The sequence below is a fragment of the Acidithrix sp. C25 genome, assembly GCF_904848545.2.
In genome coordinates this window covers 66,062-87,932 of sequence record NZ_CAJHCI020000001.1, presented here as the reverse complement: position 1 = coordinate 87,932, position 21,871 = coordinate 66,062, and the positions used below count along the sequence as shown (strand labels likewise).

The window sequence follows — 21,871 nt, the reverse complement described above, 5'->3', positions numbered from 1 at the left end:
TTGCATTTCCTGTTCACTCCATCCCCTTGGCTCCATCCTCATTACAAGGACTTCGTAGCTACTACGGGATGGTCCGCCCCAATCCATAGGCATTTGGTACTTTCCCTCTTGTTGATCTGCAACTTGTAGGTTTTTCCTCATCTTTGGGCTTAGCCCATGTGGGCTTAGCCAAGAACGTCTAGGACTGGGTTCTCATGTTCCACATAAACGCCTGATGTTAAGCTCACGCCACCTACACGCCGGATGCCCAAGGAGCACTAATTGGGTTAGTCTCCAAGTTGTCCCGAAAGTTCGACGTCCCTCGGTTTCGACATCATCCATACCAATTTCGAACGCTTCGTCAGTGGTTTGTTTTCACTCGTCTTCTTAACTCATACCTGAAAGAGTCATTGCTCTAACTTTTCCGTACCGCTTTGGACAACAGTCTTTAGCTAATGCCCCGTACGGTGGTTTGGAATCTCCTCCCAAAAGGCGATCCCGGAGGGCCTACCTCCATCATCTATGTAGCATTGCAGTGTGATTGTTATCAGCTTCTACATGATTTACAACCTCTTTCATTCATGACGCACGCCGAAAGTAGGGTTAGGTGCCGAATTGGTCGTAATGCATACCAAGTGAACTGGAGCCCTATCATCTAGTTTCCTAAATGCCAAACAATAACTTATCTATCATTTGGAAATCTTAACAAGTCCCAAAAATCCTCGTAAAATTCTAGTTTTTGTCAAAGGGGTCGTCGTATGAAAAAGCTAAAGCAACAAGAACCTAGAGTCACTTTTTTGGGTCTCGCTACAGTGGTGACCGTGGCTCGCTTTGTCGATCAGTGGGCAAGCAGTCTCAGCTAACCTTGTTTCGACGAAGGGACTGGCCGACAAACCAGTTTCATAATGAAACTTAGGCTCGAACCAATAACTAGCGGACTCATCATTCAGATCTCATCGAATGTCGTGGCTCTTCGATATCGATGGGCATCTTGGCTAAATTGGCGCTGGCTCAGGAGTTCCGGGCAGTTCTCAGACGAATGAAGCCTTCTCTAAAGACGAGACTCATCATAGATCTGGTCAAGAATCACCACGGGATATAACCATCCTTCAAAGAACCACACTTTAATTGTTAGAGTTCCAATGGGGCTGTGGCTATCGTAACGAGTGTTATTCCAACTTCGCAAAGGTAGTCTCATCAGCGATTAGCAAATCGATTACCATCGATATTCGCCCTGGCGAATCCCCTGCGAAAGCTTTGTACCGATAAAGAGGTCGCTGCGGACTAAAGGTATTGACAACGGGGCCAAACTGACCTTTTGTCGCTTGGGTCGGCACTAGTTTGCTAAGGATAATCAAACCTTAAATAGTTATTCAATGTGATCTTTGCGGATGTTTGCCACGGCTAGCCAAACGGAGTCGATTACCCAAGCTTCTTTGTGCTGGGGTAATCGAACCTAGTTTGGCATCCCGATAGATCACCTGAATCGATAGTTACCTTCATTGAATACGGTCCACAACTACGAGCTATCAGTCCTAGCGATCCTCATTCAACTACTAACATTGAGGTAAAAGCGGCTAAAGAAGGTAAATACTAGTGAACGACGACGCCAGAAAGAGCGTGATTTCAAAGACGGTCTCAATCTCTGAAGCACTAACCGAGGAGCTTCGCTCGAAAGTCCTCGATGGAGACATCCCAGCCGGGTCTCTGGTTACCGAAACGGAAGTAGCTTCAACCTATGGAGTTTCACGTCCAACGGCGAAGTCAGCGATTCAATCTCTCACTCATGACGGCTTACTACGCCGTCGTCCAAACAAGCCTGCCTATGTTCCACATTTGAGCAAAAGCGACATAGAGGATCTATATTTTGTTCGAATTCAGATTGAGACATCTGTCGTTCGCCATCTGGCCAAAAACAACTTGGCTCCATCGGCAGCACTAAAGGCTGCCGATGAATTGGCCGAATTGCCAGAAGATGCCCCCTCATCCGTCTTTGCCTATACCGACCTCGCATTTCACGCCAGCCTTGTGGATGCCACTAATAGCGAGCGATTAATTGAACTCTATAGAACACTTCTTGATGAGATAAGGCTCTCAATGGCTCAAGCTCGTTACGCTCTCGGCCAACAGAGAATATCTTCGGAACACCATGGAATCTACTTTGCAATAGAAGAAAGAAACGAACTCCTAGCCGTGGATCGCCTTACCGACCATCTAAACGGGCTTGCTACGCCCTTTGCGCCAACCAAGCCAAAAAATAGTTTCGTCGCTAACTGCATAGCCATAGATCTACCGAGTTGCACGTTCGACAAGAGATATGAATGGCTCAAATGAGACGCCCAACTCATCGCTTAGAGTTGCCTCACAAGTGCTAGCAAAAGAAAATGCACCGTCAAAGACGAGGCCCTTCAACTCCATAACTTCGTCCCGAAGAGCAGACTTGACTACTTCGGGGTACAACATTCCACGATTGCCTCCGGCGCCACAGCACGTCGCCGATTCAGGCACTACGACAACATTGGCTAGCTGCTGAGCAATTCCCACCGCGGTTTCAGAGAGTCCCACCCGGGTAAGGGCACAAGTTGGATGAATCAAAACACGATCTAACCGATTAGTAATCGCGAGACGCGGTAGCAAGTCCTCAATCCAAACTATAAGATCCCTGATTTGAAGGTCCGAATGATGGCCTCTATTGGCGGAGGTCAAGAGATCACCTCTAACGCCAAAGGATTGCCGTCCTAACTCCTGCATGAGACTATGCGTACATGAAGTTACGTCACAGATAATCGGGATCTCTCCAGAACGAGTCCAACGCCAAAATGAATCGACCGCCTTATTGGCCGAGACCGAAGCTCCGTCTTCGTAGCCGTTATGCGACCATGGTTGAGAGCAACATACTCCCTGGACATCCTCTGGTATCTCAAGGTAAATTCCGGCTCGACCGGCGACCCTAAGAACTAAATCAACCACAGACGCACCATCGACGTTGCCCTGGCCAAACATCCGCGAGACACAAGATGGAAAATAGATGGCATCTGGTCTACGTCGCAGCGTTGGGCGCGCAATTGATATGGAAGTTCCCAGACTGACCGGCGGGCTAGGTAAAACAATGTCTAACTTGCGAAGTTGCGTATTCAATTTCTCTAGTGATCGATTCCCCACAACCTTCGTAATGCGCTTGTTGACCACCAATGCCCCTCTAGTCGCTGTTTCTATTAGCGAGAATCGCTCGGCTGCCAACTTTGCGACGAACTGCGAGGTCTTGGTCTTTGCCATCGATCGGTCGTGATCCACCAAATCTGCGGTATTGATGCCCATTGGACAAACCGTGGCACACATACCATCTGCTACACAGCTATCTCGGCCGGCGTATTCGTACTCGCGCCACATTTGCTCAGCCTCATCAATTTCATCATCTGCCAAAAGAGACAGATGGCTCCGATGGGCTACGATACGCTGCCTTGGGGTCAATGTGACATACCTGGTGGGACAGACATGCTCGCAATAACCACATTCGATACACTTGTCAATTGTGTTATCCCCAATGATCTTGATGGCCTTAATTTTCTCCAGATGGACATTAGGATTATCATTTATAATCACACCAGGATTCAACAAACCGTACGGATCGCACAGTGTTTTAATCTCCTTGAGATACCCATAGGCCTTTGAGCCCCACTCCTTTTCTACAAAAGGAGCAACCGCTCGACCGGTTCCATGTTCAGCCTTTAGTGACCCCTCAAGTCCAACCACCAAGTCGATCACTTCGTCCATAAATGTAGAAAAATGAAGGACACGAGACTGATCGGACATGTCGTCACAGACAAGAAAATGGACGTTCCCAGCTTTGGCATGGCCGAAGATAACTCCCGCATATCCATATCGATCAAACAAAGCGTTCAAAGACGACACCAACTCACCAAGATGGATTGGCTCCACCGCTACATCTTCCAAGATGACGGTAGTACCTGGTGCTCTTTCACCACCGACGCTCGCAAAGATACCGTCTCGAACAGACCACAACTGAGCCCTCTCCTTGGCGGAAGTCGAAAATGGAGTATCTGCCACCAATGCAAGCTCATCCACAACCCTTTGTGCGCCTTCGATCAAAAGTTCAAGAGCCTCGCTGCTCGAGGCAGCTAGGTCAAAAAGCAACGCTGCAGAACCAGTCGGTATCGTCTCAACCACCGCAGGGACGCCGACACGACCAACCACCGAAGTTAGAGATGCATAATCCAATAACTCGACCGCAGCCGGATTGATAACGGCTAGATCCCCAACGGCCCTAGCCGCGTCTTGGTCGGAAGCAAAAAAAAGTAATCTACTTGCCCGATAAGGCTCTATCGGAAGGGTCGATAGGGTCGCTTTAGCGATAAACCCCAGCGTACCTTCGGCGCCAATCAACAGGTGAGAAAAGATGTCGCATGGATCATCAAAGTCCAAAAAGGAGTTCAGCGAATAACCTGTTACATTCTTTATACGATATTTTCTTTTGATTCGATCGCGCAATTCGATATCTGACCGTATCGCGTCGCGAATTCTAAGCAGCCCATTGACAATCTTGGGCTCATCCCGTCCAAAACGCTCTCTATCTGCAGCTTTAGAGGTGTCATATCGGTGGCCGTTGTACAGCACAAACTCCAACGAGACAAGAGTATGGTAGGAGTTCTGTATCACTCCTGCTTGCATGCCGCTGGAGTTATTAGAGAGAACTCCACCCATCATCGCCGCCGATTTGGAGGCTGGATCCGGTCCAATCTTTCTTCCAAACGGAGAAAGCTTCGCATTCACCTGATTGACGGTTACACCAGGCTCGAAGGATACCAGATCCCCACCACCATGCACCGAGATACCTCTAAAGCCAGTGCGAAGTTCACCGATAATTCCTTCTCCAACGGTCTGACCTGATAGAGATGTACCCCCTGCGCGAAATGTAATTGGAATACCCTCGTTTCGAGAGAAATCTATCAACGCCAAGGCATCTTCGATTTGGCCTAGACGGACAATAGCCTGAGGTTTATATTCAAAATAAGAGCCATCCCGAGAATAGACCGAGCGATAGAGAGCGCTTGTAAGAACTCGGTTCGAGGGGTATATTCTAACTAACTTTTGCCGAAGTGGATCCTGAGGTGCCACCTTGACCACACGCTTAGAAATTCCCCTAAAAACTCTCGATCCGCTCATCCAAATCCTCCATCAATACGAACAAAAATGAAAAACAGACGACGGCCAACGACGAATTGCCAAAAGCGATTAGGAGTGTTCACAGGACAAGAGCAAAAACCCCAAAATACACACTGGCGAATAAAGTGTGTCGGTCATCTGTCTGTCCCTTAATTCAAACTATACATCATCGATCAAAGATTAACAAAGTAGATTTCCGTAAATTTCAACCAAGTGGAAGGCTTCCATTTAATTAATCCGCTAATAATGTGAGCTTTGTATCCATAATGTAGATGGAGGAAATTGTTGTGAAGTCCAAAAGGCATACCCCCGAACAGGCTTTCAAAAAGATCACCGAAGGGGACAAGGCGCTAAAGCGAAGGTGCAGCCATAAGTCAAGCTGCCCGGAGCGCCGCAGTCACTAAAGACCACCTGGCAGCTTGGTAAGCCTGAATCCACAGAAATGGACCAGCTTGAGCCCCTCGGTGTGAATCCAAGTCGGTTTTTTGGAACTGATTTAGGTTTGACGGAGGGTCTATGGCTTAAATCTGGTTTCAGAGTGCCAAATATGACCTATTCCCTTTGTGATTGAGCCTTTTTGGTCATTTTTGAGATTCTGAAATCTCATTTTGGGTATAGTAACCTAATCCCTTGTCTTCTAGAGCAGTTCCTTCAAGTAATATTCAGTGTGTTAGGTATCCAGATGTTCAGGTGATGGCGATCTCAAACTTTCTGATCCGATCAAGAGCCTCTAAGAACTTATCCTTATAGTGCCAGTGTTCTTCAAGATGCAGTATTACTTTTCTAGCTGAACGAGTGATATGTCCTGCGATCTGAAAGTAACACCGTCGAAGCTTTGGTGTGGTTATTACAGTTTCTGTAATAGCACCTATTCGTGCCAGGTTGTGTGCAGTTGCACCGTGCCAGGTTTGAGGTTCCCCAAGGAAAGTAGACACGCTCACGCAGCTTTATCTGCTTGTTGTAATCCTACTTCGAATGCTATTGGACTTAGGTAGTTGTTCTGTTCGCGTCGCCGGGTGGTGTTGTACCAGTTGATGTACCACTCGACTCCAGCTCGCAGTTCTTCCATATTGGAAAAGACATGTCGATAAAAGTACTCATGTTTGAAGATAGACCAGAATGACTCCGCTGTTGCGTGGTCGTAACACGATCCAGTCTGTCCCATCGAACGAACAATCCCAGCTTTTTTGCAGAACTCCACTACCTTGCGGTCGCTGAATTGTGCACCTCGATCTGTATGTAAAATTGTCCCTTTTACCTGGTCATTGCGTAGTTTTACGGCTTGATACAAGGCGTCTGTCACGATCTCGGTTCTCATATTGTAAGCTAGAGCCCAACCAAGCACCCTAGATGAGCACTCGTCACGTATTGCGCTCAAGTAGACGTCACCGGTTCCGATTTTCAAATATGTGATATCCGAAGTCCAGAGAGCGTTTAGTTTCTCCTGGGAGAAATGACGTTTTACCAGGTCTTCTGGGTATTTTGCTTTAGGATCAGAGATGGTGGTGGTCTTGAAGAGTCGTGGCGATATCCCGCAAATACCAAGGTCTCTCATGTAGCTGGCAACCGTATTGTGGTTCAATTTGATTCCAGCATCGAAAAGATCAGCGGTGATCCGTGGGGATCCATAGACACCGTGTGATTTGCTGTGAAAGTACAGGATCTTGGCTTTTAGCTTTTCACGACATATGGCTGCTCCAGACGGGTTTTTCTGCAATTCGATCCATTTGTAATATCCGGACCTGGATACTTTTAGCAACCGAGCCATCCGATTGATTTCAAAGTTAGCGCACTCCGCCTTCATCAAAGAGAATCTCTCCGCTTTGGTGGGGTTTGAGCAAAGTACGCTGCCGCTTTTCCCAAAAAGGCATTATCCTTCTGTAGTTCTGCGATTTCACGTCTAAGCCTGTTGAGCTCGTTTCTCTCTGCGGTTTCGAGAGGAAGTCCGGTGGCGGTATCGATCGCCTCCGCTCGTCGACGCTCATCACGTACCCACCTGCTAAGGGTGCTTCGCTCTATTGAGAGTTCTTGTGCTACTTCCCGAACGCTTCGACCAGAGTCGATAACTCTATGGGCTGCATCTACCTTGAACTCCAGCGTGAACTTCCTTTTGCTGATTGCCATTGTGACATCCCTTCAACCAACATCGTATGTTGGTAATCTGAGTGTCCACTTTCTCTGGGAAAGCTCAGCCTTTGCATAGTCACGAAAGCTTTTGCTTCTATCAAGCAGCCTCCATAGGCTAGTCTGGCGCAGATGAGCTACAAAGATGCGCTTTGCGTCGCTATAGTGCCCGATCACAGAGCGCGTCTCGTCATACTTGTTCTTGTTCAGTGGCAACGTGGCTAGACGTACCGTGCGCTTCATAATGCTAACCATAGAGTGAGGCTCGGAGATCGGATCATGGAGTTACCTCTTTGGCCACCTCTTGAAGCCGTTCCATAACCTTTTTGTTTTTATGGTTATGCGATCCATATAGCCAGCCCGAGAAGACGGTTACGATTTCGATGACATCGTTTGTCAGATCTTCTTCAAAGGTTGAATCCTCGCTAGCGTTGATAATGATTACTTCGACTCCAAAATGCTCACAAAGAGACAAAACAAGCTCTGACCCAAAACGAAGCAGTCTGTCCTTATCCCATCTTTCGCAGAATTCCCGAAAAATCGCCCCAATTGGCCCCTTTTGAGTTGATTTTTGAGGATTTTCGGCTTGTGTCATTTATAGATGCCCTGGTAGATGGGTATTAGGTCTTTTTGGGTCGCGAATGTAGTGTCCTAATTTTTGAGTAGTGTTGATTATGACTTGCATTAGCTCTGACATGGTGCTATTGTCTTGTTGTGTTTATCCGTGAAACTCCAACAGTTAATAAAAAGACCGGCGTTAGCTACAGTAAGTACCAACTCGTTGAGTCCTACCGCTGTGAAAAAGGTCCCCGTCAACGTATAGTAATGACCTTGACCGAACTGGACCTGGATAAGTCATTGTGGCCAGCTCTGGCCAATGCAATTGCCCAGAGACTCTCTGGAGTAACCTCACTCTTTGAATCAGATCCTATTATTGCCAGATACGCAGATCTGGCAATCACTAAGTATGCAATTCGTTCCGAAGTTGCAGCCGCTAAAGAAACAAGAACTACTGAGGCTGACCTTGAGATGGTGGATCTCTCTAGTGCTAAGACTATCAATAGTAGAAGTATCGGTCCAGAACTCATAGGAAACTCGTTCTATGAAGCTCTTAGCTTCGATAAGATCCTAGAGAGTGCAGGTCTATCGGGTGAATCTCTTGGCATTGCCAAGGCAACGATAATAGCTCGTCTTATTCATCCTGGATCTGATCGAAAGACCTATTCTTATATCAACTCCAACTCTTCATTACCTGAGATATGTGGTATCGATCTCTCTAAGTTTCACAAGGATAAGGTCTATGCAATTGCAGATAAGCTCTATGACGCTAAAGCCGTCATAGAGCCAGCACTCTATAGAGCTAGCTCTGATCTCTTTAGGACGAATACCAGGCTCTTTCTCTTTGATCTAACCAACACCTACTTCGAAGGTTCTACTAAGGGGAACTCCCTAGCTAAACATGGACATTCCAAAGAGAAGCGTTTTGATTGCACATTAGTTTCTCTGGCACTACTTGTTGATCACCGGGGACTACCCATCTACTCAGAGATACATGAGGGCAATACCTCTGAGCCTAGAACTCTCATTAGCGTACTTGATGCCTTGGAGTCTCTATCGGATGGATCTCTCTTTGGGGATGTTGTTCCTACCATTGTGATGGATAGGGGAATTGCTACCAAGGCAAACCTAGAACTTCTCATTAAGCGCAATCTCAACTACGTAGTAATTGAGAGAGCTAACAAAAAGAGCCTCTATCGAAGCCATTTCATGGAGATGGAAGGCTTCACCGAGATCTACGATGCCCAAGGATCCCCAGTACTGGTGAAAAAGCTCCAAGTGGAACCACAAAAGCCACAAGGACAAGTGAAAACACAAGTACAAGGACAAGTGCAAACGCTAGAAGAAGACACCGGCACTGACGACAATAGCAGTAATGGTGCCACCAGCAAGAATACCGGCGACAGCAGCAGCAAGGGCGACAGCAGCACCGACACCAAAATCATCAAGAGCGACAGCAGCACCGACACTGACGACTATATCCGTAATGGTGCCACCGGCAACAATATCAGCGACAGCACCGACACTGATACTAACGCCACCTCCATCTCCTCCTCTTCCACCTCCATCTCCTCCTCTTCCTCCAACAACAACACCACAACCGTGGTGTTGTGTCGTTCTTTGGGGAGATCCAAGAAGGAATCAGCGATCTCTAGTCAAGCTAACGAGAGATTCTTAGTAGATATCACTTCGTTGAATACCTCAATCACAAAGGGTTCTATATCTAAGACCACAGTTGTCTCAGAGCGTATCGGACGCATCAAGGCCAAGTACCCAAGTATTGCTTCCAAATACGAGATATCCCTTGAATATCATCAAGACCATGGCAAGATCATCAAAAAGAGACGCTTTGACAAAGTAATCAATCTCACTATTACAGAAAAACCCACTAAAGCCAAAGATGATAATCTCCAAGGAGCCTACGTCATAGACACCAGCCATAGCGAGCTAGATGCAGGTGAGATCTGGAATATCTATACGACTCTCACTAAAGTAGAAGATGCCTTTAGATCCCTCAAGAGTGATCTTGGACTTCGACCGGTCTATCATCAACTAGCTAGCCGAACTGCTGCTCACCTCTTCATCTCAGTACTTGCCTATCACCTCCTTAGTGCTATTGAGCTGACCTTGAGGCAAAATAACGATAAGAGAAGATGGTCAACCATTAAAGAGCAACTCAACAGTCACCGCCGAGCCACCATAGTTCTTACATCAGATAAAGGCGTTGTCTATCACATCCGCACTAGTGGTGTTTCTGAGCCGGTTCACAAAGAGATCTACCGTCTCTTAGGAGTTAGTGATCCCCTTAAACGGATAAAGACCATTGCGACGCATTTGTAGTGTCCCAACGTAAGACCACATACTCAACTAGCTGGGAGAATAGGTTGATTTTCGGAAAGATGGGTTATGACTGAGCACCAGCCGCCCAACCTCGCCGGAGCAAATCCAAGAGATAAGCACTTTTAGTCCACGCTTATGGTAGTTGAGTCCTGACCCTACATCGGAGATGATCTCATAGCTCCACCCGTTTGCGGCGCAATAGCTCTCTAGGAGAGCCACCTGGCGAACCAAGTCGTCTTTTTGAGCGTTGGTTGACACGCGGGCATAGGCGATGGTAGCTCTGGTGGATGGAGCTTTATGAGGAGTAATAGCACGAAGCTTAGATAGGTCATAACGCCTTCTGCCTCCTTGTGTGCGTATAGGAGGATCGATACGTCCTTCTGCTTGTCATCTCCGTAGCGTCATGGGGTGTACCCCAAGCTCCTGTGCTGGCACCCCAATAGGCACTAACCTCGTCATATAGGCATTATAGTAAACTTCGTTCAAGAGTGCTCAGCTGGAGAGTAGCAGTAGCGAGCCCCATGGAGGTGACAAAGCGCCCCTAAAAGACTTCACTACCCAAGACGGCCAGATCAGAGACGGTCAGAGGGAGTGCTTGAGCTTGATTCGTCGGACTTTCAGGATGACGGACACCTAGCACTAAAACCTCTGATGTGTACTTTCCGATCTTTCGTGGTCCAAGATTTACAACTGCCAAAATATTGTGGCCCACCAGGTCATCCTCGGGGATAAGCGCAAACTGACCGATCGAACGCCGAAGGCCAAGTACGCCAAAATCCAGTGTCATCTCCCTGGAAGGAGACCTAGTACCAACAGCAAAGGGCGCTGAGATCACACGGCCGACCCTAATATCAACTCCTTGAAAGTATCCAAAATCAACCTCCGCCTTTGAAGCGGCTCTTTCGTTCTCCATGGATAATTCCACCCTTGTAAAAACAACTATGCGTTCTCGGAATTCAAAATAAAACCGAGACGCCTCAAAAACATAATACCGATCTCGCTCGATCAAATTCAACAAACGCTTAATCTTCAATCGCTCATAACGCGCTCTAGCGACTAACCTTATTCACTTTGATCTCAAAGAATCTGTCCAGCTCCCCAAGGTCAGTTCACGACCATTTCAACATATCAGTCGGGCCAAGTACGCCCAGTCAAAGTCCCATTTATTGATATGATTCAAACTTCGAACTATAGCGATTAGATACGCCGAATATGAGCCGCTAACAACCCAGATCGTTATCCGCTTGAGCATATTTGGATTGATTACATAAAAAGCCTTCGCAGTTCGTCTCCTGGAATTTTAATAGAGCATAAAATTACAATCTCGATTCACCCCCATAAATAGCTATGCCACACCAAAACAAAAAATGGCTCTCCTAACCCTCATGTGGGTCACCAAGACCCCATAACTGATAAGTAACGCCTGTACGATAAGAACTTTTGGGTCTTTAAAAGCATTGAATGAAACGTGCACGGTTTGTGACCTCTAAATTTGAAGTTACTAACACACAGATTTAGGAGATCTAACCGTGCACGCTAACTCTCTAGTCAAGCAGTTGCTTGACGTTAAAGGTGTCATTGTCAACGATATTTTTACCTCAAAAGATGAAATTGTTGTAGATGTCAAACTTGCACGATCCAAACTCGCATGTCCACCGTATTGTTGAATAAGCCGTAAATTCAAAACAAAATACCGCTACGACATCAGAACTTATCAACTCTCGCTGGAGACATCTTGACATGGGAATACGTCGTACTTGGATCTCTTGTGCCCTACGGAGACCGAAATGCCCCAATCATGGAGTAATCACTGAGTCCAGGACTCCTGAAATGGGAGATAAAGTTCAAGAGATGCCGGGTCGATCTTTGACAGAGAATCGCTTGGGTAAATTGGTCTCTGGGTGGCAGGTTTTTGTGGATGTACGTTGTTCGCACAATGAAACAAGTACACGGGTGCAACGAGGGGCAGATAACGGGTCGATCCGGACGTCAAGTGCTCCATCAACGATTCGGAGATCACCAGCGCGATTGAATGCTTCACTAAGCAATGCCCTCGCCTCGTCCATGAGTGTTGCCCCTAGGCGGATACTATGCAGTGGTACTCGAACAGGGATAGCACGTAACTCTTGGTCAAGGCGGTCAACTTCGCTTCGTGTTTTCGCTGCTATTGCTGTGAGTTCTTCGTTTTGTGCCTTGAACTTCAACATTGATGTCCACATCGGCTCCTCGAGTGCGACACCTATCGCTGCTTCTGCCTGAGATAGGGCGAGACGTGCCTTACGTAATTCAGTCTGGGCTGTCTTTTTCGCAGGATTTAGGACCATCCGAATAGGTTCGTCTCAATAAACGCGTAGAAGTCAAGTGCACCGTGCGCGAAGTGTTCTCTTGTATAACGGAGTGTGTTTTCCTGACGCCAGCGAGCAAACACACGATGAGTTATCTCTGGAATCCTTATAAAGACTCGCTAGCCGTGGCCAGTTTCGCCCCACGGGTCGAGATAAAGGGATATTCTTCGGTGAGGGCGCAGGTGTTCAATAGACGATCGACCAACGATGATCGACTATCTCTGCGGTTGAATCGGTATATGAAATCTTCTAAATAGAGTTGTTTGTATACTTCTCTTCCATGGTAGGTGCCATCGATGAACTTCTTGGTATTTCCAATCAGTGTGTAAATCCATTTGAAAACTTCGTGCGCACTTTCATGACTCGATAACGTTACTGTGTGGTTTATACCCATCTCTCTCGCACACGCTCGATAGGTGGGTGGGGTTGCCATCGGTTTCTAGAGCGATCTTCGAATTAACGCGTCTTTCTAAGACATCAAGCACTGTTTCGGTGGTCGTATTGTCAATGACTTCCATGAAGCAATGGATAGGCGCACCGCTAGCTAGAGACACACCGATCATCACAGTAGTTTGGTCAGTTCCCCTACCTTATTTTCCTTCTCCATGGCTTATCCCACCAAGGCAGAATTCATCTAGCTGGACTTTCTCATTGAGTTTGTAAATGGAGTTTCGCTCCGACATTGCTTTGCGGAGCTTGTTTAGCATCAACCAAGCAGCTGGATACGAAACACCTAACTGTCGTGCCAGGGTGGTACCTGCAATCCCACGCTTGTCGTTCGAAACAAGATACGCCGCTAGGAAGCAGTTCGCGAGGGGAACCCTACTCTTATGAAAGATCGTGCCAGATGTAACGCTCGTTTGGCGGTGCCAAGATTTACATTGAAAAAGTGGAGCTCGAGATGCTGCATTTCTTGAAATGAATTGGCCCTAATAAGGTAAATTGATCAGAGTCACACTTTGGACATCTAAAGCTCTCATAGCAATAACGATTTGATCAGATACTCTTCACGCGCTTATTGCGAAGCGGAAGCGTACCATAAAGGCTGAAATATCCGCCTAGACCGCTTAATCGAACATCTGTTCTACTAGAGATTAGCTCCAATCTGGTCTCGGTGGAGGCGAAACTTATGAAACCTGATAAGTATGAACTTAAAATTTCCTGAAAACATCTTCAACTCCGGGGCTCAGCTTCATACTATTCTCGAAAATCCAAGTGTAACTTTACGTATAAAACTTTACGCAATTCAAGGTCATGGCAACATAAGCTGGAGCCGACTAAACTAAGCACATGCCGGCCAATACAAAGATAACCAAACGTACTCGCAACCCCCGAGGACAAGGAGACCATCTCCGCGAAGAGATAGTTCTTGCTTGCATTCGCCTGCTCGATCAAAGCGCATCCGAACTAACTCTCAGCCTTAGATCGATAGCCAAAGAAGCAGGAATTGCAGCCCCTTCCATCTCCCGCCATTTCCACGACGTCCACGAGATCATCGATACCGTTATCGCTAGGGAGCTTAATGCCTTCCTACGTTTACTTTATGAAGCCCGATCATCTTCACAGAACCCAAGAGACCAAATCATCGCTCTTGTGCAGGCCTATGTCAACTATGGGATTCAATCGCCAAGTCGCTATCGAGTCCTCTTCAGTCGCACATATTCACCAGATTGGAACGAAGATAGACACCCAATGGTCGAAACCTCCCCGCTGATGGCTGAAGCCTTCGCTATCGTCACAGACACCATACAAGAGTGCATAAATATAGGAATTTCGACTGCAAGTGACACTACACTGGGCGCGGTATTGCTTTGGTATGGCCTTCACGGCCTTATAACTTTACGTCAGTCAATTACAAGCTTCCCGTGGCCTGATCTAGACGTCACCGTCGATCGAATTCTTCGAGACTCCATAGCTTTATCCAACTAAAAAAGTTCAGTCAGCTTCACCGTCCTTGGGAAATTTGTCATCTCGTATCACCAGGAAATGGATAAGATCCGCAGCTAGAAAACTCCTAAAGCTTTCGCGGATGCGAGTAGCTGAGTACGCTATGACAACCCCGCCATCGAGCAATTCTATCGATCGCTCGCCGTTATCGTGACTTGATACGAGCCGGGTTTAATGGAGACTCAGTTACCTGTGAACCAACTGGTTCTCAAGGTCTAGTTTGATATTAGCAGATGGAGTTCTTCTCTCAAGATTAGGAGTCTCCACTATTTCCGGGGCATATCACTTTCAACCAACGTTTGATGTAGAGAATTATCCATGGCTCTGATACGTGCATAGAGACAGCTTTTAGCAGCAGTTCATGATCTATCGTGTCGAAGAAGGCCTTGATATCTAGATAAATGACCCAATCGTACTTCCAACATCTCTTGCGTGCTTTTTCAATGGCATCATGGGCTGAGCGATTCGGCCTGTAACCATAGGAGTCTTCGTGGAAGACCTCTTCCAATCTTGGCTCTATGTAGGCTTTAGCTACCCCTGGGGCGATGCGATCTTTGACGGTTGGAATACCTAGGATTCTTTTACCGCCATCTGACTTGTCTATCTCGACATATCTAGTTGCCGCTGGAAAATAACTTCCAGAAGCCATTCGATTCCAGAGTTGGTAGAGATTGTTCTTTAGATCCATCTCAAAGACTGAGATGGACTGCTTATCAATCCCTGGTGCTCGCTTTGTGTCTATTGTGATTAGCTTTTGCCTCTTTGTATGCTTTAAGTACGTCGTACTTGTCTTTTGTCAAAAGCTTTTTCTTGTCGTGGTCTTGTCATTTGATCCCTCCCTCTCAACTTTTACCTTGAGAAGTTGTTCATTTGCCAATTACAACTAGATCTGCTGTTTACTCCATCTCTTTGGCTTACATCCTCATTACAAGGACTTCGTAGCTAATCCCGGTAGGGACCGCCCTTACGGGCGGCCCCCCGGACAGATCCCATCGAGTCGAACTACCGCAATGGGCTCCTGCCTTGGGTTCTGGCAGCGAAGCGCACGCTAGGATAGGGGTGCGCAATGCGGGCAGGGGGCAGCCATCGGTCGCTAATTCGACTGAAGCGATCCCAGGTCATCCGGTTGCGCTGGCTTCGACGCCGAAGCGTCTCTCGCCAGAGTCGTCTCACCTGTTTACGAAAAGCCGACACCGCGTCGATGTTACCAGGAACGGCGTAGTAGCTGAAGTGTCCCCTCAACACACTCGCCAGCCACCGCCCCTGTTCAGGAATGGACTGGTGACGACGACGCCGAAGTTCGATTCTTATCTGCTTCAGCTTCATTCTCAGTCGTTTCTTGATAGTGACGCGCCTGAGCCAGAAACGCCCGTCCTTGGTCTTTCCACAGATGTGGGTAAATCCCAAGAAGTCGAAGGTCTCCGGCTTTTTGAGGCCCCGCTCCTTTCGGTTCTGAGCCGCAAAGCGACCGAACTCGATCAGGCGGGTCTTGTCCGGGTGCAGTTCTAAGTTGAACTTCACGAATCGTTCACGAAGGTCGCTGAGGAACTGCCTTGCATCACCAAGATACTGGAATCCAACCACGAAGTCGTCGGCAAACCTCGAGACGATCATGTCGCCTCGTGCATGCTTGTATCTCCACTGTCGGACCCAGCGGTCGAAGACATAATGAAGGTACACGTTAGCGAGCAGTGGTGAAACCGATGCCCCTTGTGCTGATCCTTCGGTCGTCTTTGTGCACTTCGCATCCTCGATGACTCCTGCGGCCAACCATTTGTCGATCAGTCGCAGGATTCTTTTATCCGCAATGCGATGCTCGAGAAACTTCCTCAACCACGTCCGATCCAACTTGGAGAAGAAGTCGCTGATATCAGCGTCGAGTATCCAGTTCACCTTTTTCTCTAAGATCCCGACCGCCAGCGCATCAAGCGCATCGTGGGGGCTACGTCCTGGTCGGAACCCGTAGGAGAATCCGAGAAAGTCTTCTCGTATATAGCGTTCAATACCTCCACCACCCAACGTTGGATGATTTTGTCCTCCAGCGTTGCGATACCGAGTGGGCGTTGTCGTCCATCTGGTTTTGGTATGTATACCCTACGAGAAGGGCTTGCCCGATAGGCACCGTTGTGGACCCTTTGAAGAAGATCCTCGAGGTTCTCCCTCAGATTCTCTTCGTAGGAGTGCCATGTCACGTTATCGATTTCATGGCGCAGCCTTCGGGTTAATCGCTAAATAGGCGGCCTTCAGGCGGTCTGAGTCGATGTGGTGCAATAAGTGCTGTGAACTTTGCTTGCTTGTCCTTTCTTGCTACTTCGCGCACACGATCCAGCCCGTTTGACACACCTTGTCCGCAAGTGGGTCCGGTTCTGAGTCCGGGGCGTGTTAGGTCGGTCGTGTTCCCCTTGGCCAACCCCCTTTCCTCCACTACCTCCTTTCCTCCACTACCTCCGCTACCGGTCCCCCGGTTTTGTTCGACAGCTTCGTAGGTAATATGGGGTTGTCTGACTTCCCGCGCTCGTTCATCTCAGGCGTACGACCTTAGCCTTTCCTGAGCGGCCCACTGGGTGATCAACCCGACTGGCGAGCGCGGGATCTCCCGGTTCTCGCGCATGGAGGTTCCGTAGGTGCCATGGTTCTCTGACCGCGCGGGGCCCACAAGCAACTTGCGATAGCGCTAGCGGTGGTGTTGCCTTCCGCTTCCATAGACAGCGTCAGCACCTCGAATTCTCTGATTACGCGGCTCAATAGCCTGGCCTGCACGTGCCCCTGTCAACGCTTCGCCTGCGTCCTCGCGGACGCCGACGCATGACTCGGGGTCATCGTGGTTCGCTAGACCTTCGATGTAGAGCTCTTTCATCTCTTCCTCCATACCGGTTTATCTCGACGCACCTACTGGATGGTCCGTCCCCAATCCATAGGCATTTGGTACTTTCCCTCTTGTTGATCTGCAACTTGTAGGTTTTTCCTCATCATTGGGCTTAGCCCATGTAGGTTTTTCCTCATCATTGGGTTTAGCCCATGTAGGTTTAGCCTCATCATTGGGTTTAGGCCATGTGGGTTTAGCCCATGTAGGTTTAGCCTCATCATTGGGCTTAGGCCATGTGGGCTTCGCCAAGAACGTCTAGGACTGGGTTCTCATGTTCCACATAAACGCCTGATGTTAAGGTCATGCCACCTACACGCCGGATGGCACCATATAGCCAAAGGGAGCACTAATTGGGTTAGTCTCCAAGTTGTCCCGAGAGTTCCTAGTCCCTCGGTTTCGACATCATCTATATCAATTTCGAGACACTTGCCGTAGTTGATGAAGATGGTTCGTTTTCACTCGTCTTCTTAACTCATACCTGAAAGAGTCATTGCTCTAACTTTTCCGTACCGCTTTGGACAACAGTCTTTAGCTAATGCCCCGTACGGTGGTTTGGAATCTCCTCCCAAAAGGCGATCCCGGAGGGCGTAGTTCCATCATCTATGTAGCATTGCAGTGTGATTGTTATCAGCTTCTAGGTGATTTACAACCTCTTTCATTCATGACGCACTGCGAAAGATGGGGCTAAGTAACTGGGGCCAGAACTTCTGCAAGTTTCATTCAATACTGTTAAAGGCACAAAGTTCTTATCGCAGAGGCGTCACTTATCAGTTGAGGGGGTTGGAGAACCACATAATGGTTGGGAGAGCCGACATACCTGGACCCCGCTAAAAGCTGAAGGTCCAACTCAGAGTCCACTCGACCGAGTGAACTCACGGGATTATCTATAAATAAGAAGCATCGTTCTTGCGACAGTAAGTCTGTTTTTCATGCACATGGTTTGAGTAAGACACTTTTAGTGGCCCTATCCACTGCTGACTCAAACAAATGGTTACTCCTTATCGAAGACCGCTTGAGAGGGCAAACACCGGAAGTTCACACCGCGTCTGATTATCAACTACTTGGCCCAATCCGTCAACGACAGAGACGGCTCACAGAGGCTCAGGTGAGCGAAATGGTCGCTCGTTACGAAAGTGGAGCCACAGTGTACGAGCTAGCTGCTGAATTCGGCTGTCATCGCACGACTGTCGCCGCGCGGCTCAAGAAGGCTGGAATCGCGATGCGCTTCCAGTCTCCGACGTCCGCAGCCATCGACTCAATGGTGCGTCTGTACGGATCCGGACTTTCGCTCCTGGAGGTCGGCAAGCAACTCGGACTCTGCGCGAACACAGTGCGGAATTGCCTACGGGGACGCCCGATCGAGGCGCGCAACGACGACTAGCTCTTGGTGGTGCGTCCGATCGCACTGGATCCGTCGTCCAATTAAGTACCTGGCCCCCAAGTGACGAGTTCGCAATCAAAGAAACCACCTCGCACACCGGAAAATACTTGGCGTACCTAGTGCTGGCGTTCGTCCTATTACGAGTTCCCTCGCCGCCAGGAATGGATGCGCTTTCGCGGAATGATTGCCCCTTGTCGGTCCCTCATGCCAAAGCCCGCAGCACGGTCCACGAGAATGTGGGCGAACCAACTGAGCGCAATAATGGCGGTGGGGACGGAGTGAAGCAGAGCCGATATGAGCAACACCAGCAACGGCGTGAAGGTTCGATGGAGCATGTTGTAGGAGGCGATGGCGCTTCGCGGAATTCGACCAAGAGCCCCATTTTCCTGCCCTATGGCCAGAACGAACGCAAGATCGGGGGCCGCGAACCCGACTAGTACGAGCCACCAAGGTGTGCCGGTACGAACGGCCAACGCGATGGCACCGGTGAGCACTGCCAATCCCGGGATCAAAAGGAAGGGTCTCGAGGCCGACGTGCGACCAGTTGCGGCCAGTTCGGCACCGACGTCGTTACTCGTCGCGTCGTGGAATGTGTTGTTGTGTTTGGACGTCATGCCCGACTTGGTGAGTTCAGCCCCTCAGACCATCGCGGTAGTGCCATCTCAATTCCCGCGATGAGCCGCTCGAAGCTGCGGTCGATATCGGCGGGTAGTCCGAATCCGCCGCCTATCTCAAGAACTACGAAACCGTGAAGTGCGGCACGTAAAGCGCGAATTGCGTCGGTGGCATCATCCTCTCGCAAATCGTAACCAGTGAGGACAGCAGCGACAATCTCAACGACGGCGAGATCAGCTGCCATGCCTTCGATGTCCTCCGAGGTGAATGGGCGCTGGATCAGGGTGTAGCGGCCCGGGTGTTCGAGTGCCCATCGTCGGTAGGCCCACGCCATTGACATGATGGCATCACTACGCGACCGTCCGACTGTGGAGCGCACAAGCGTGTCAGCTAACTCCTGCTTAGCTCGTAAGGCCATGCTTCGTTGGAGATCGTCCACGCTATCGACATGCTTGTAAATGGAGGGCTGGCGTACTCCGAGACGCTGCGCGAGTACGGCGAGCGTAAGACGCGACAGACCAACTTCGTCGACGATTTGTTCAGCTTCGTCTATGACCCGTAGCCGGGTCAGTCCAGCCCTAGGCACGGTTTTCCAATTCTCCGAAGAAGCGCCGAATCGCACCAGCGGTAATCTCAGACTGCTGCGACTGTGGATAGTGTCCTGCCTCGGGCACCATGGTGACTTGTCCGTGCAGGGCGTGTGCAATCCAGTCCGCCTCATTCTTGGGGTCTGGAAAATCGGGATCCTGCTCGCCCATGACCACCAGTGTGGGCTTCGAAACTTCGGCGAGTTTCGCCTCCGCGGCTGCGTGGCTCGTCCGCGTGGTCAGTGAGAATGCCTTGGCGTGTCCGGGTCGGCGGATGCTCGCTACGACTTGGTCGCGATACTCCTCGAAGTCGTCAGGCTTTCGGCCGACGTAGAGCTTGGGTAGGTACGACTTCCACGAGAGTGCTGCCCACAGTGGGGCCATTGCAAAACGAAGAAAGATACGCGACACAGCACTTGCCTTTGGATCACGAACAAAAGGCCCAACGAGAACGAGGCCGAGGACAAGGTCCGGCCTCCTGGCGGCGACCAGAACCGCCGCACCAGCGCCCATCGAATTTCCGACGACGAACGCGGGCCCACCGAGCTGGTCGATGAGGGCGACAATGTCGCTCGACGTCTCGACGTCACCGTAGGTCTTGAAAGAGACGTCGCTGTCGCCGTGACCGCGAAGATCCGTGCAGGCGACCCTGTAGCCAGCGTCTCGCAGTATCGGAGCAAGCATTCTGTATGTGCCTCGCAAGTCGCCCATGCCGGGCACGAGCACAACTAAGGGGCCGTCGCCATCAAGGTCGTATGCGACACGCCCTTCCGGAAGGGAAAGGAACTGAGTGCGGGCAGAATTCTTTTTCATGTGGTTATTATATATAGCTCTTAGGCTAAGTGCAATAGCCTTATCAAATTCCGTTTGTCCTTATTTATCGCGGTCTGAACTGAGCGTATGACAGAACGCTCCTGGCATTGGCGTCGCAATCAAGCAGCTGTTCCGGCTATTCGCGCGGGGTGAAGGATGCGTTCAGGATCGTTAGAAGATGAACGCAAAAGTGCCGCGCGATGCTGAGGAATCAGCAGAGCTGGGGCGAACCCAGATCCATTAGATTCAATTGTTCTCGTAGTAGCTCTGGGGAGAACCTTGCGGGACGCTACTAAAACTTTGGTGGCCCTGTCCACTGCTGACACAAACAAATGGTTACTCCTTAACGGAGAACACTCCCGAAGGAATACACAGGAAAATCCCCCTTCGTCTGATTATCAACTACTCGGCCCAATCCGTCAACATCAGAGGCGGCTCTCCGAGGTCCAAGTGAAAAAAATGGTCGCGCGTTACAAAGGAGGAGCCACTGTCTACGAATTAGCAGCTGAATTCGGCTGTCATCGCACAACTGTTGCCGAACGGCTCAAGAAGTTAGAAATCGTTATGCGAGGCCAGTCCCCGACGCCGGAAGCAGTCGACTCAATGGTGCGTCTCCACTCAAGTGGACTTTCGCCCTTGGAGGTCGGGAAGCAACTTGGGTTTTGCGCAAACACTGTGCGGAATTGTCTGCGGGGACGTCGAATTTGAGCGCGTTGCATTAGCGCATCTTGATCAATCGTTGTGGCAATTCATAACTCCCGCATAGATCTCGGTTTAATCGTCTTTGCCTAGAGACACCCATTGTCGACAACGTACAATTAGAATTCTGCGGATGGGTGAGACGTGCGCTCACCTTGCTAGCGTTCTGCGGCACGGTATTCCATCAAAGCAAATGCGCTTACCCGCAGACTTTCGTGCATCAATTGATGCGGCAGCGATCTAACGCTGCTTCACCCGCAACACAATTTTACCATACTGCTCGATGAACCTCACAAGTCCGATCAAGTTCTTCTAAGAAGGCCCGAACCCACGCGGCCATTGATGCCGGTCGGGGTGTTGCTTCGGCAGCGACTGGTTAGTGGAATGGATCCCCGTGTCCCCATGCGAACTCATATCCCACGACACCCGATAA

Annotated in this window: 20 protein-coding genes and 2 pseudogenes; 4 read left to right on the top strand and 18 right to left on the bottom strand. The window is 49.3% G+C overall.

All coding sequences use genetic code 11. The features are described from left to right. The first annotated feature begins 1,575 nt into the window (after nucleotides 1–1,575). A complete protein-coding gene (locus ACIDITHRIX25_RS87050) occupies nucleotides 1,576–2,313 on the top strand; it encodes a GntR family transcriptional regulator (protein ID WP_201732216.1) in 738 nt (245 codons plus the stop codon). On the opposite strand, the gene ACIDITHRIX25_RS87045 is transcribed toward ACIDITHRIX25_RS87050, so the two are convergent. The 6 genes and pseudogenes from ACIDITHRIX25_RS87045 to ACIDITHRIX25_RS87020 all read right to left on the bottom strand — a co-directional run. Further along, nucleotides 2,269–5,163, bottom strand: a complete 2,895-nt coding sequence (locus tag ACIDITHRIX25_RS87045) for an FAD-binding and (Fe-S)-binding domain-containing protein (RefSeq protein WP_201732215.1) — start codon at nucleotides 5,161–5,163, stop codon at nucleotides 2,269–2,271. The two genes, ACIDITHRIX25_RS87050 and ACIDITHRIX25_RS87045, sit on opposite strands and share 45 nt — an antisense overlap. Nucleotides 5,164–5,849: 686 nt before the next feature. Next, complete coding sequence (locus ACIDITHRIX25_RS87040; RefSeq protein WP_201732157.1) at nucleotides 5,850–6,098, bottom strand: hypothetical protein; 249 nt, start codon at nucleotides 6,096–6,098, stop codon at nucleotides 5,850–5,852. A 2-nt stretch (nucleotides 6,099–6,100) separates the two neighbouring features. Beyond that, on the bottom strand, nucleotides 6,101–6,967 hold the full coding sequence (locus tag ACIDITHRIX25_RS87035) for an IS3 family transposase (protein WP_249685604.1): 867 nt from the start codon (nucleotides 6,965–6,967) through the stop codon (nucleotides 6,101–6,103). Beyond that, entirely contained in the window at nucleotides 6,967–7,287 is a 321-nt protein-coding gene (locus ACIDITHRIX25_RS87030; protein WP_201732214.1) for a transposase, read from the bottom strand. The genes ACIDITHRIX25_RS87035 and ACIDITHRIX25_RS87030 overlap by 1 nt, the downstream gene beginning before the upstream one ends. 12 nt (nucleotides 7,288–7,299) lie before the next feature. Further along, the gene (locus ACIDITHRIX25_RS87025) at nucleotides 7,300–7,530 is read right to left on the bottom strand and encodes a hypothetical protein (RefSeq protein WP_201732213.1); all 231 of its coding nucleotides are present in this window, start codon (nucleotides 7,528–7,530) and stop codon (nucleotides 7,300–7,302) included. Nucleotides 7,531–7,564: 34 nt separating this feature from the next. Continuing rightward, nucleotides 7,565–7,798, bottom strand: a pseudogene (locus ACIDITHRIX25_RS87020) (recombinase family protein); the annotation flags it as partial. 203 nt (nucleotides 7,799–8,001) lie between these two features. Here ACIDITHRIX25_RS87020 and ACIDITHRIX25_RS87015 point away from each other — a divergent pair. Beyond that, nucleotides 8,002–10,185 carry an IS1634 family transposase gene (locus tag ACIDITHRIX25_RS87015; RefSeq protein ID WP_201732211.1) on the top strand — a complete coding sequence of 728 codons (2,184 nt, stop codon included), beginning with the start codon at nucleotides 8,002–8,004 and terminating at the stop codon, nucleotides 10,183–10,185. A gap of 27 nt (nucleotides 10,186–10,212) precedes the next feature. Here ACIDITHRIX25_RS87015 and ACIDITHRIX25_RS87010 read toward each other — a convergent pair whose 3' ends face one another. The 4 genes and pseudogenes from ACIDITHRIX25_RS87010 to ACIDITHRIX25_RS86995 form a co-directional block, all read right to left on the bottom strand. Next, complete coding sequence (locus ACIDITHRIX25_RS87010; protein ID WP_349632140.1) at nucleotides 10,213–10,458, bottom strand: recombinase family protein; 246 nt, start codon at nucleotides 10,456–10,458, stop codon at nucleotides 10,213–10,215. 268 nt (nucleotides 10,459–10,726) lie between these two features. Beyond that, complete coding sequence (locus ACIDITHRIX25_RS87005; protein ID WP_201732209.1) at nucleotides 10,727–11,098, bottom strand: hypothetical protein; 372 nt, start codon at nucleotides 11,096–11,098, stop codon at nucleotides 10,727–10,729. Nucleotides 11,099–12,029: 931 nt separating this feature from the next. After that, the gene (locus tag ACIDITHRIX25_RS87000; protein ID WP_201732208.1) at nucleotides 12,030–12,509 is read right to left on the bottom strand and encodes a hypothetical protein; all 480 of its coding nucleotides are present in this window, start codon (nucleotides 12,507–12,509) and stop codon (nucleotides 12,030–12,032) included. Between the two features lie 127 nt (nucleotides 12,510–12,636). Further along, a pseudogene (locus ACIDITHRIX25_RS86995) lies at nucleotides 12,637–13,570 on the bottom strand (IS1595 family transposase). Between the two features lie 250 nt (nucleotides 13,571–13,820). Between ACIDITHRIX25_RS86995 and ACIDITHRIX25_RS86990 the strand changes: the two are divergent. Further along, on the top strand, nucleotides 13,821–14,459 hold the full coding sequence (locus tag ACIDITHRIX25_RS86990; RefSeq protein WP_052604013.1) for a TetR/AcrR family transcriptional regulator: 639 nt from the start codon (nucleotides 13,821–13,823) through the stop codon (nucleotides 14,457–14,459). A 271-nt stretch (nucleotides 14,460–14,730) separates the two neighbouring features. On the opposite strand, the gene ACIDITHRIX25_RS86985 is transcribed toward ACIDITHRIX25_RS86990, so the two are convergent. The 4 genes from ACIDITHRIX25_RS86985 to ACIDITHRIX25_RS86970 all read right to left on the bottom strand — a co-directional run bounded on the left by ACIDITHRIX25_RS86985 (nucleotide 14,731) and on the right by ACIDITHRIX25_RS86970 (nucleotide 17,334). Further along, nucleotides 14,731–15,165 (bottom strand): reverse transcriptase domain-containing protein, encoded by a 435-nt coding sequence (locus ACIDITHRIX25_RS86985; protein ID WP_201732207.1) that lies wholly within the window; start codon nucleotides 15,163–15,165, stop codon nucleotides 14,731–14,733. A gap of 314 nt (nucleotides 15,166–15,479) precedes the next feature. Next, entirely contained in the window at nucleotides 15,480–16,496 is a 1,017-nt protein-coding gene (locus tag ACIDITHRIX25_RS86980; protein WP_201732206.1) for a reverse transcriptase domain-containing protein, read from the bottom strand. Beyond that, complete coding sequence (locus tag ACIDITHRIX25_RS86975) at nucleotides 16,379–16,669, bottom strand: hypothetical protein (protein ID WP_201732154.1); 291 nt, start codon at nucleotides 16,667–16,669, stop codon at nucleotides 16,379–16,381. Before ACIDITHRIX25_RS86975 ends, ACIDITHRIX25_RS86980 begins: the two co-directional genes overlap by 118 nt. A gap of 482 nt (nucleotides 16,670–17,151) precedes the next feature. Further along, nucleotides 17,152–17,334 (bottom strand): hypothetical protein, encoded by a 183-nt coding sequence (locus ACIDITHRIX25_RS86970; RefSeq protein ID WP_201732205.1) that lies wholly within the window; start codon nucleotides 17,332–17,334, stop codon nucleotides 17,152–17,154. Between the two features lie 949 nt (nucleotides 17,335–18,283). Between ACIDITHRIX25_RS86970 and ACIDITHRIX25_RS86965 the strand changes: the two genes are divergently transcribed. Beyond that, nucleotides 18,284–18,724 carry a helix-turn-helix domain-containing protein gene (locus tag ACIDITHRIX25_RS86965; RefSeq protein WP_201732204.1) on the top strand — a complete coding sequence of 147 codons (441 nt, stop codon included), beginning with the start codon at nucleotides 18,284–18,286 and terminating at the stop codon, nucleotides 18,722–18,724. A gap of 137 nt (nucleotides 18,725–18,861) precedes the next feature. Here ACIDITHRIX25_RS86965 and ACIDITHRIX25_RS86960 read toward each other — a convergent pair whose 3' ends face one another. From ACIDITHRIX25_RS86960 to ACIDITHRIX25_RS86945, 4 genes are all read right to left on the bottom strand, one after another. Beyond that, nucleotides 18,862–19,338, bottom strand: coding sequence for a DUF4260 family protein (locus ACIDITHRIX25_RS86960; RefSeq protein WP_201732203.1), 477 nt, complete (start codon nucleotides 19,336–19,338; stop codon nucleotides 18,862–18,864). Beyond that, nucleotides 19,335–19,925 (bottom strand): TetR/AcrR family transcriptional regulator, encoded by a 591-nt coding sequence (locus tag ACIDITHRIX25_RS86955; RefSeq protein ID WP_201732202.1) that lies wholly within the window; start codon nucleotides 19,923–19,925, stop codon nucleotides 19,335–19,337. The genes ACIDITHRIX25_RS86960 and ACIDITHRIX25_RS86955 overlap by 4 nt, the downstream gene beginning before the upstream one ends. After that, complete coding sequence (locus ACIDITHRIX25_RS86950) at nucleotides 19,918–20,739, bottom strand: alpha/beta fold hydrolase (RefSeq protein ID WP_201732201.1); 822 nt, start codon at nucleotides 20,737–20,739, stop codon at nucleotides 19,918–19,920. Before ACIDITHRIX25_RS86950 ends, ACIDITHRIX25_RS86955 begins: the two co-directional genes overlap by 8 nt. 119 nt (nucleotides 20,740–20,858) lie before the next feature. Beyond that, nucleotides 20,859–21,065: a hypothetical protein gene (locus tag ACIDITHRIX25_RS86945; RefSeq protein WP_201732200.1), complete on the bottom strand. Its 207-nt coding sequence runs from the start codon at nucleotides 21,063–21,065 to the stop codon at nucleotides 20,859–20,861. Between the last annotated feature and the right edge of the window lie 806 nt (nucleotides 21,066–21,871).

What these genes read in the sequence shown, in the direction of transcription:
- ACIDITHRIX25_RS86970 (WP_201732205.1), bottom strand. Translation starts at nt 17,334, where the DNA reads ATGAAAGAGCTCTACATCGAAGGTCTAGCGAACCACGATGACCCCGAG.
- ACIDITHRIX25_RS87035 (WP_249685604.1), bottom strand. Translation starts at nt 6,967, where the DNA reads ATGAAGGCGGAGTGCGCTAACTTTGAAATCAATCGGATGGCTCGGTTG.
- ACIDITHRIX25_RS86960 (WP_201732203.1), bottom strand. Translation starts at nt 19,338, where the DNA reads ATGACGTCCAAACACAACAACACATTCCACGACGCGACGAGTAACGAC.
- ACIDITHRIX25_RS86990 (WP_052604013.1), top strand. Translation starts at nt 13,821, where the DNA reads ATGCCGGCCAATACAAAGATAACCAAACGTACTCGCAACCCCCGAGGA.
- ACIDITHRIX25_RS86950 (WP_201732201.1), bottom strand. Translation starts at nt 20,739, where the DNA reads ATGAAAAAGAATTCTGCCCGCACTCAGTTCCTTTCCCTTCCGGAAGGG.
- ACIDITHRIX25_RS87000 (WP_201732208.1), bottom strand. Translation starts at nt 12,509, where the DNA reads ATGGTCCTAAATCCTGCGAAAAAGACAGCCCAGACTGAATTACGTAAG.
- ACIDITHRIX25_RS87025 (WP_201732213.1), bottom strand. Translation starts at nt 7,530, where the DNA reads ATGAAGCGCACGGTACGTCTAGCCACGTTGCCACTGAACAAGAACAAG.
- ACIDITHRIX25_RS86985 (WP_201732207.1), bottom strand. Translation starts at nt 15,165, where the DNA reads ATGGATCTAAAGAACAATCTCTACCAACTCTGGAATCGAATGGCTTCT.
- ACIDITHRIX25_RS87005 (WP_201732209.1), bottom strand. Translation starts at nt 11,098, where the DNA reads ATGGAGAACGAAAGAGCCGCTTCAAAGGCGGAGGTTGATTTTGGATAC.
- ACIDITHRIX25_RS87045 (WP_201732215.1), bottom strand. Translation starts at nt 5,163, where the DNA reads ATGAGCGGATCGAGAGTTTTTAGGGGAATTTCTAAGCGTGTGGTCAAG.
- ACIDITHRIX25_RS87030 (WP_201732214.1), bottom strand. Translation starts at nt 7,287, where the DNA reads ATGGCAATCAGCAAAAGGAAGTTCACGCTGGAGTTCAAGGTAGATGCA.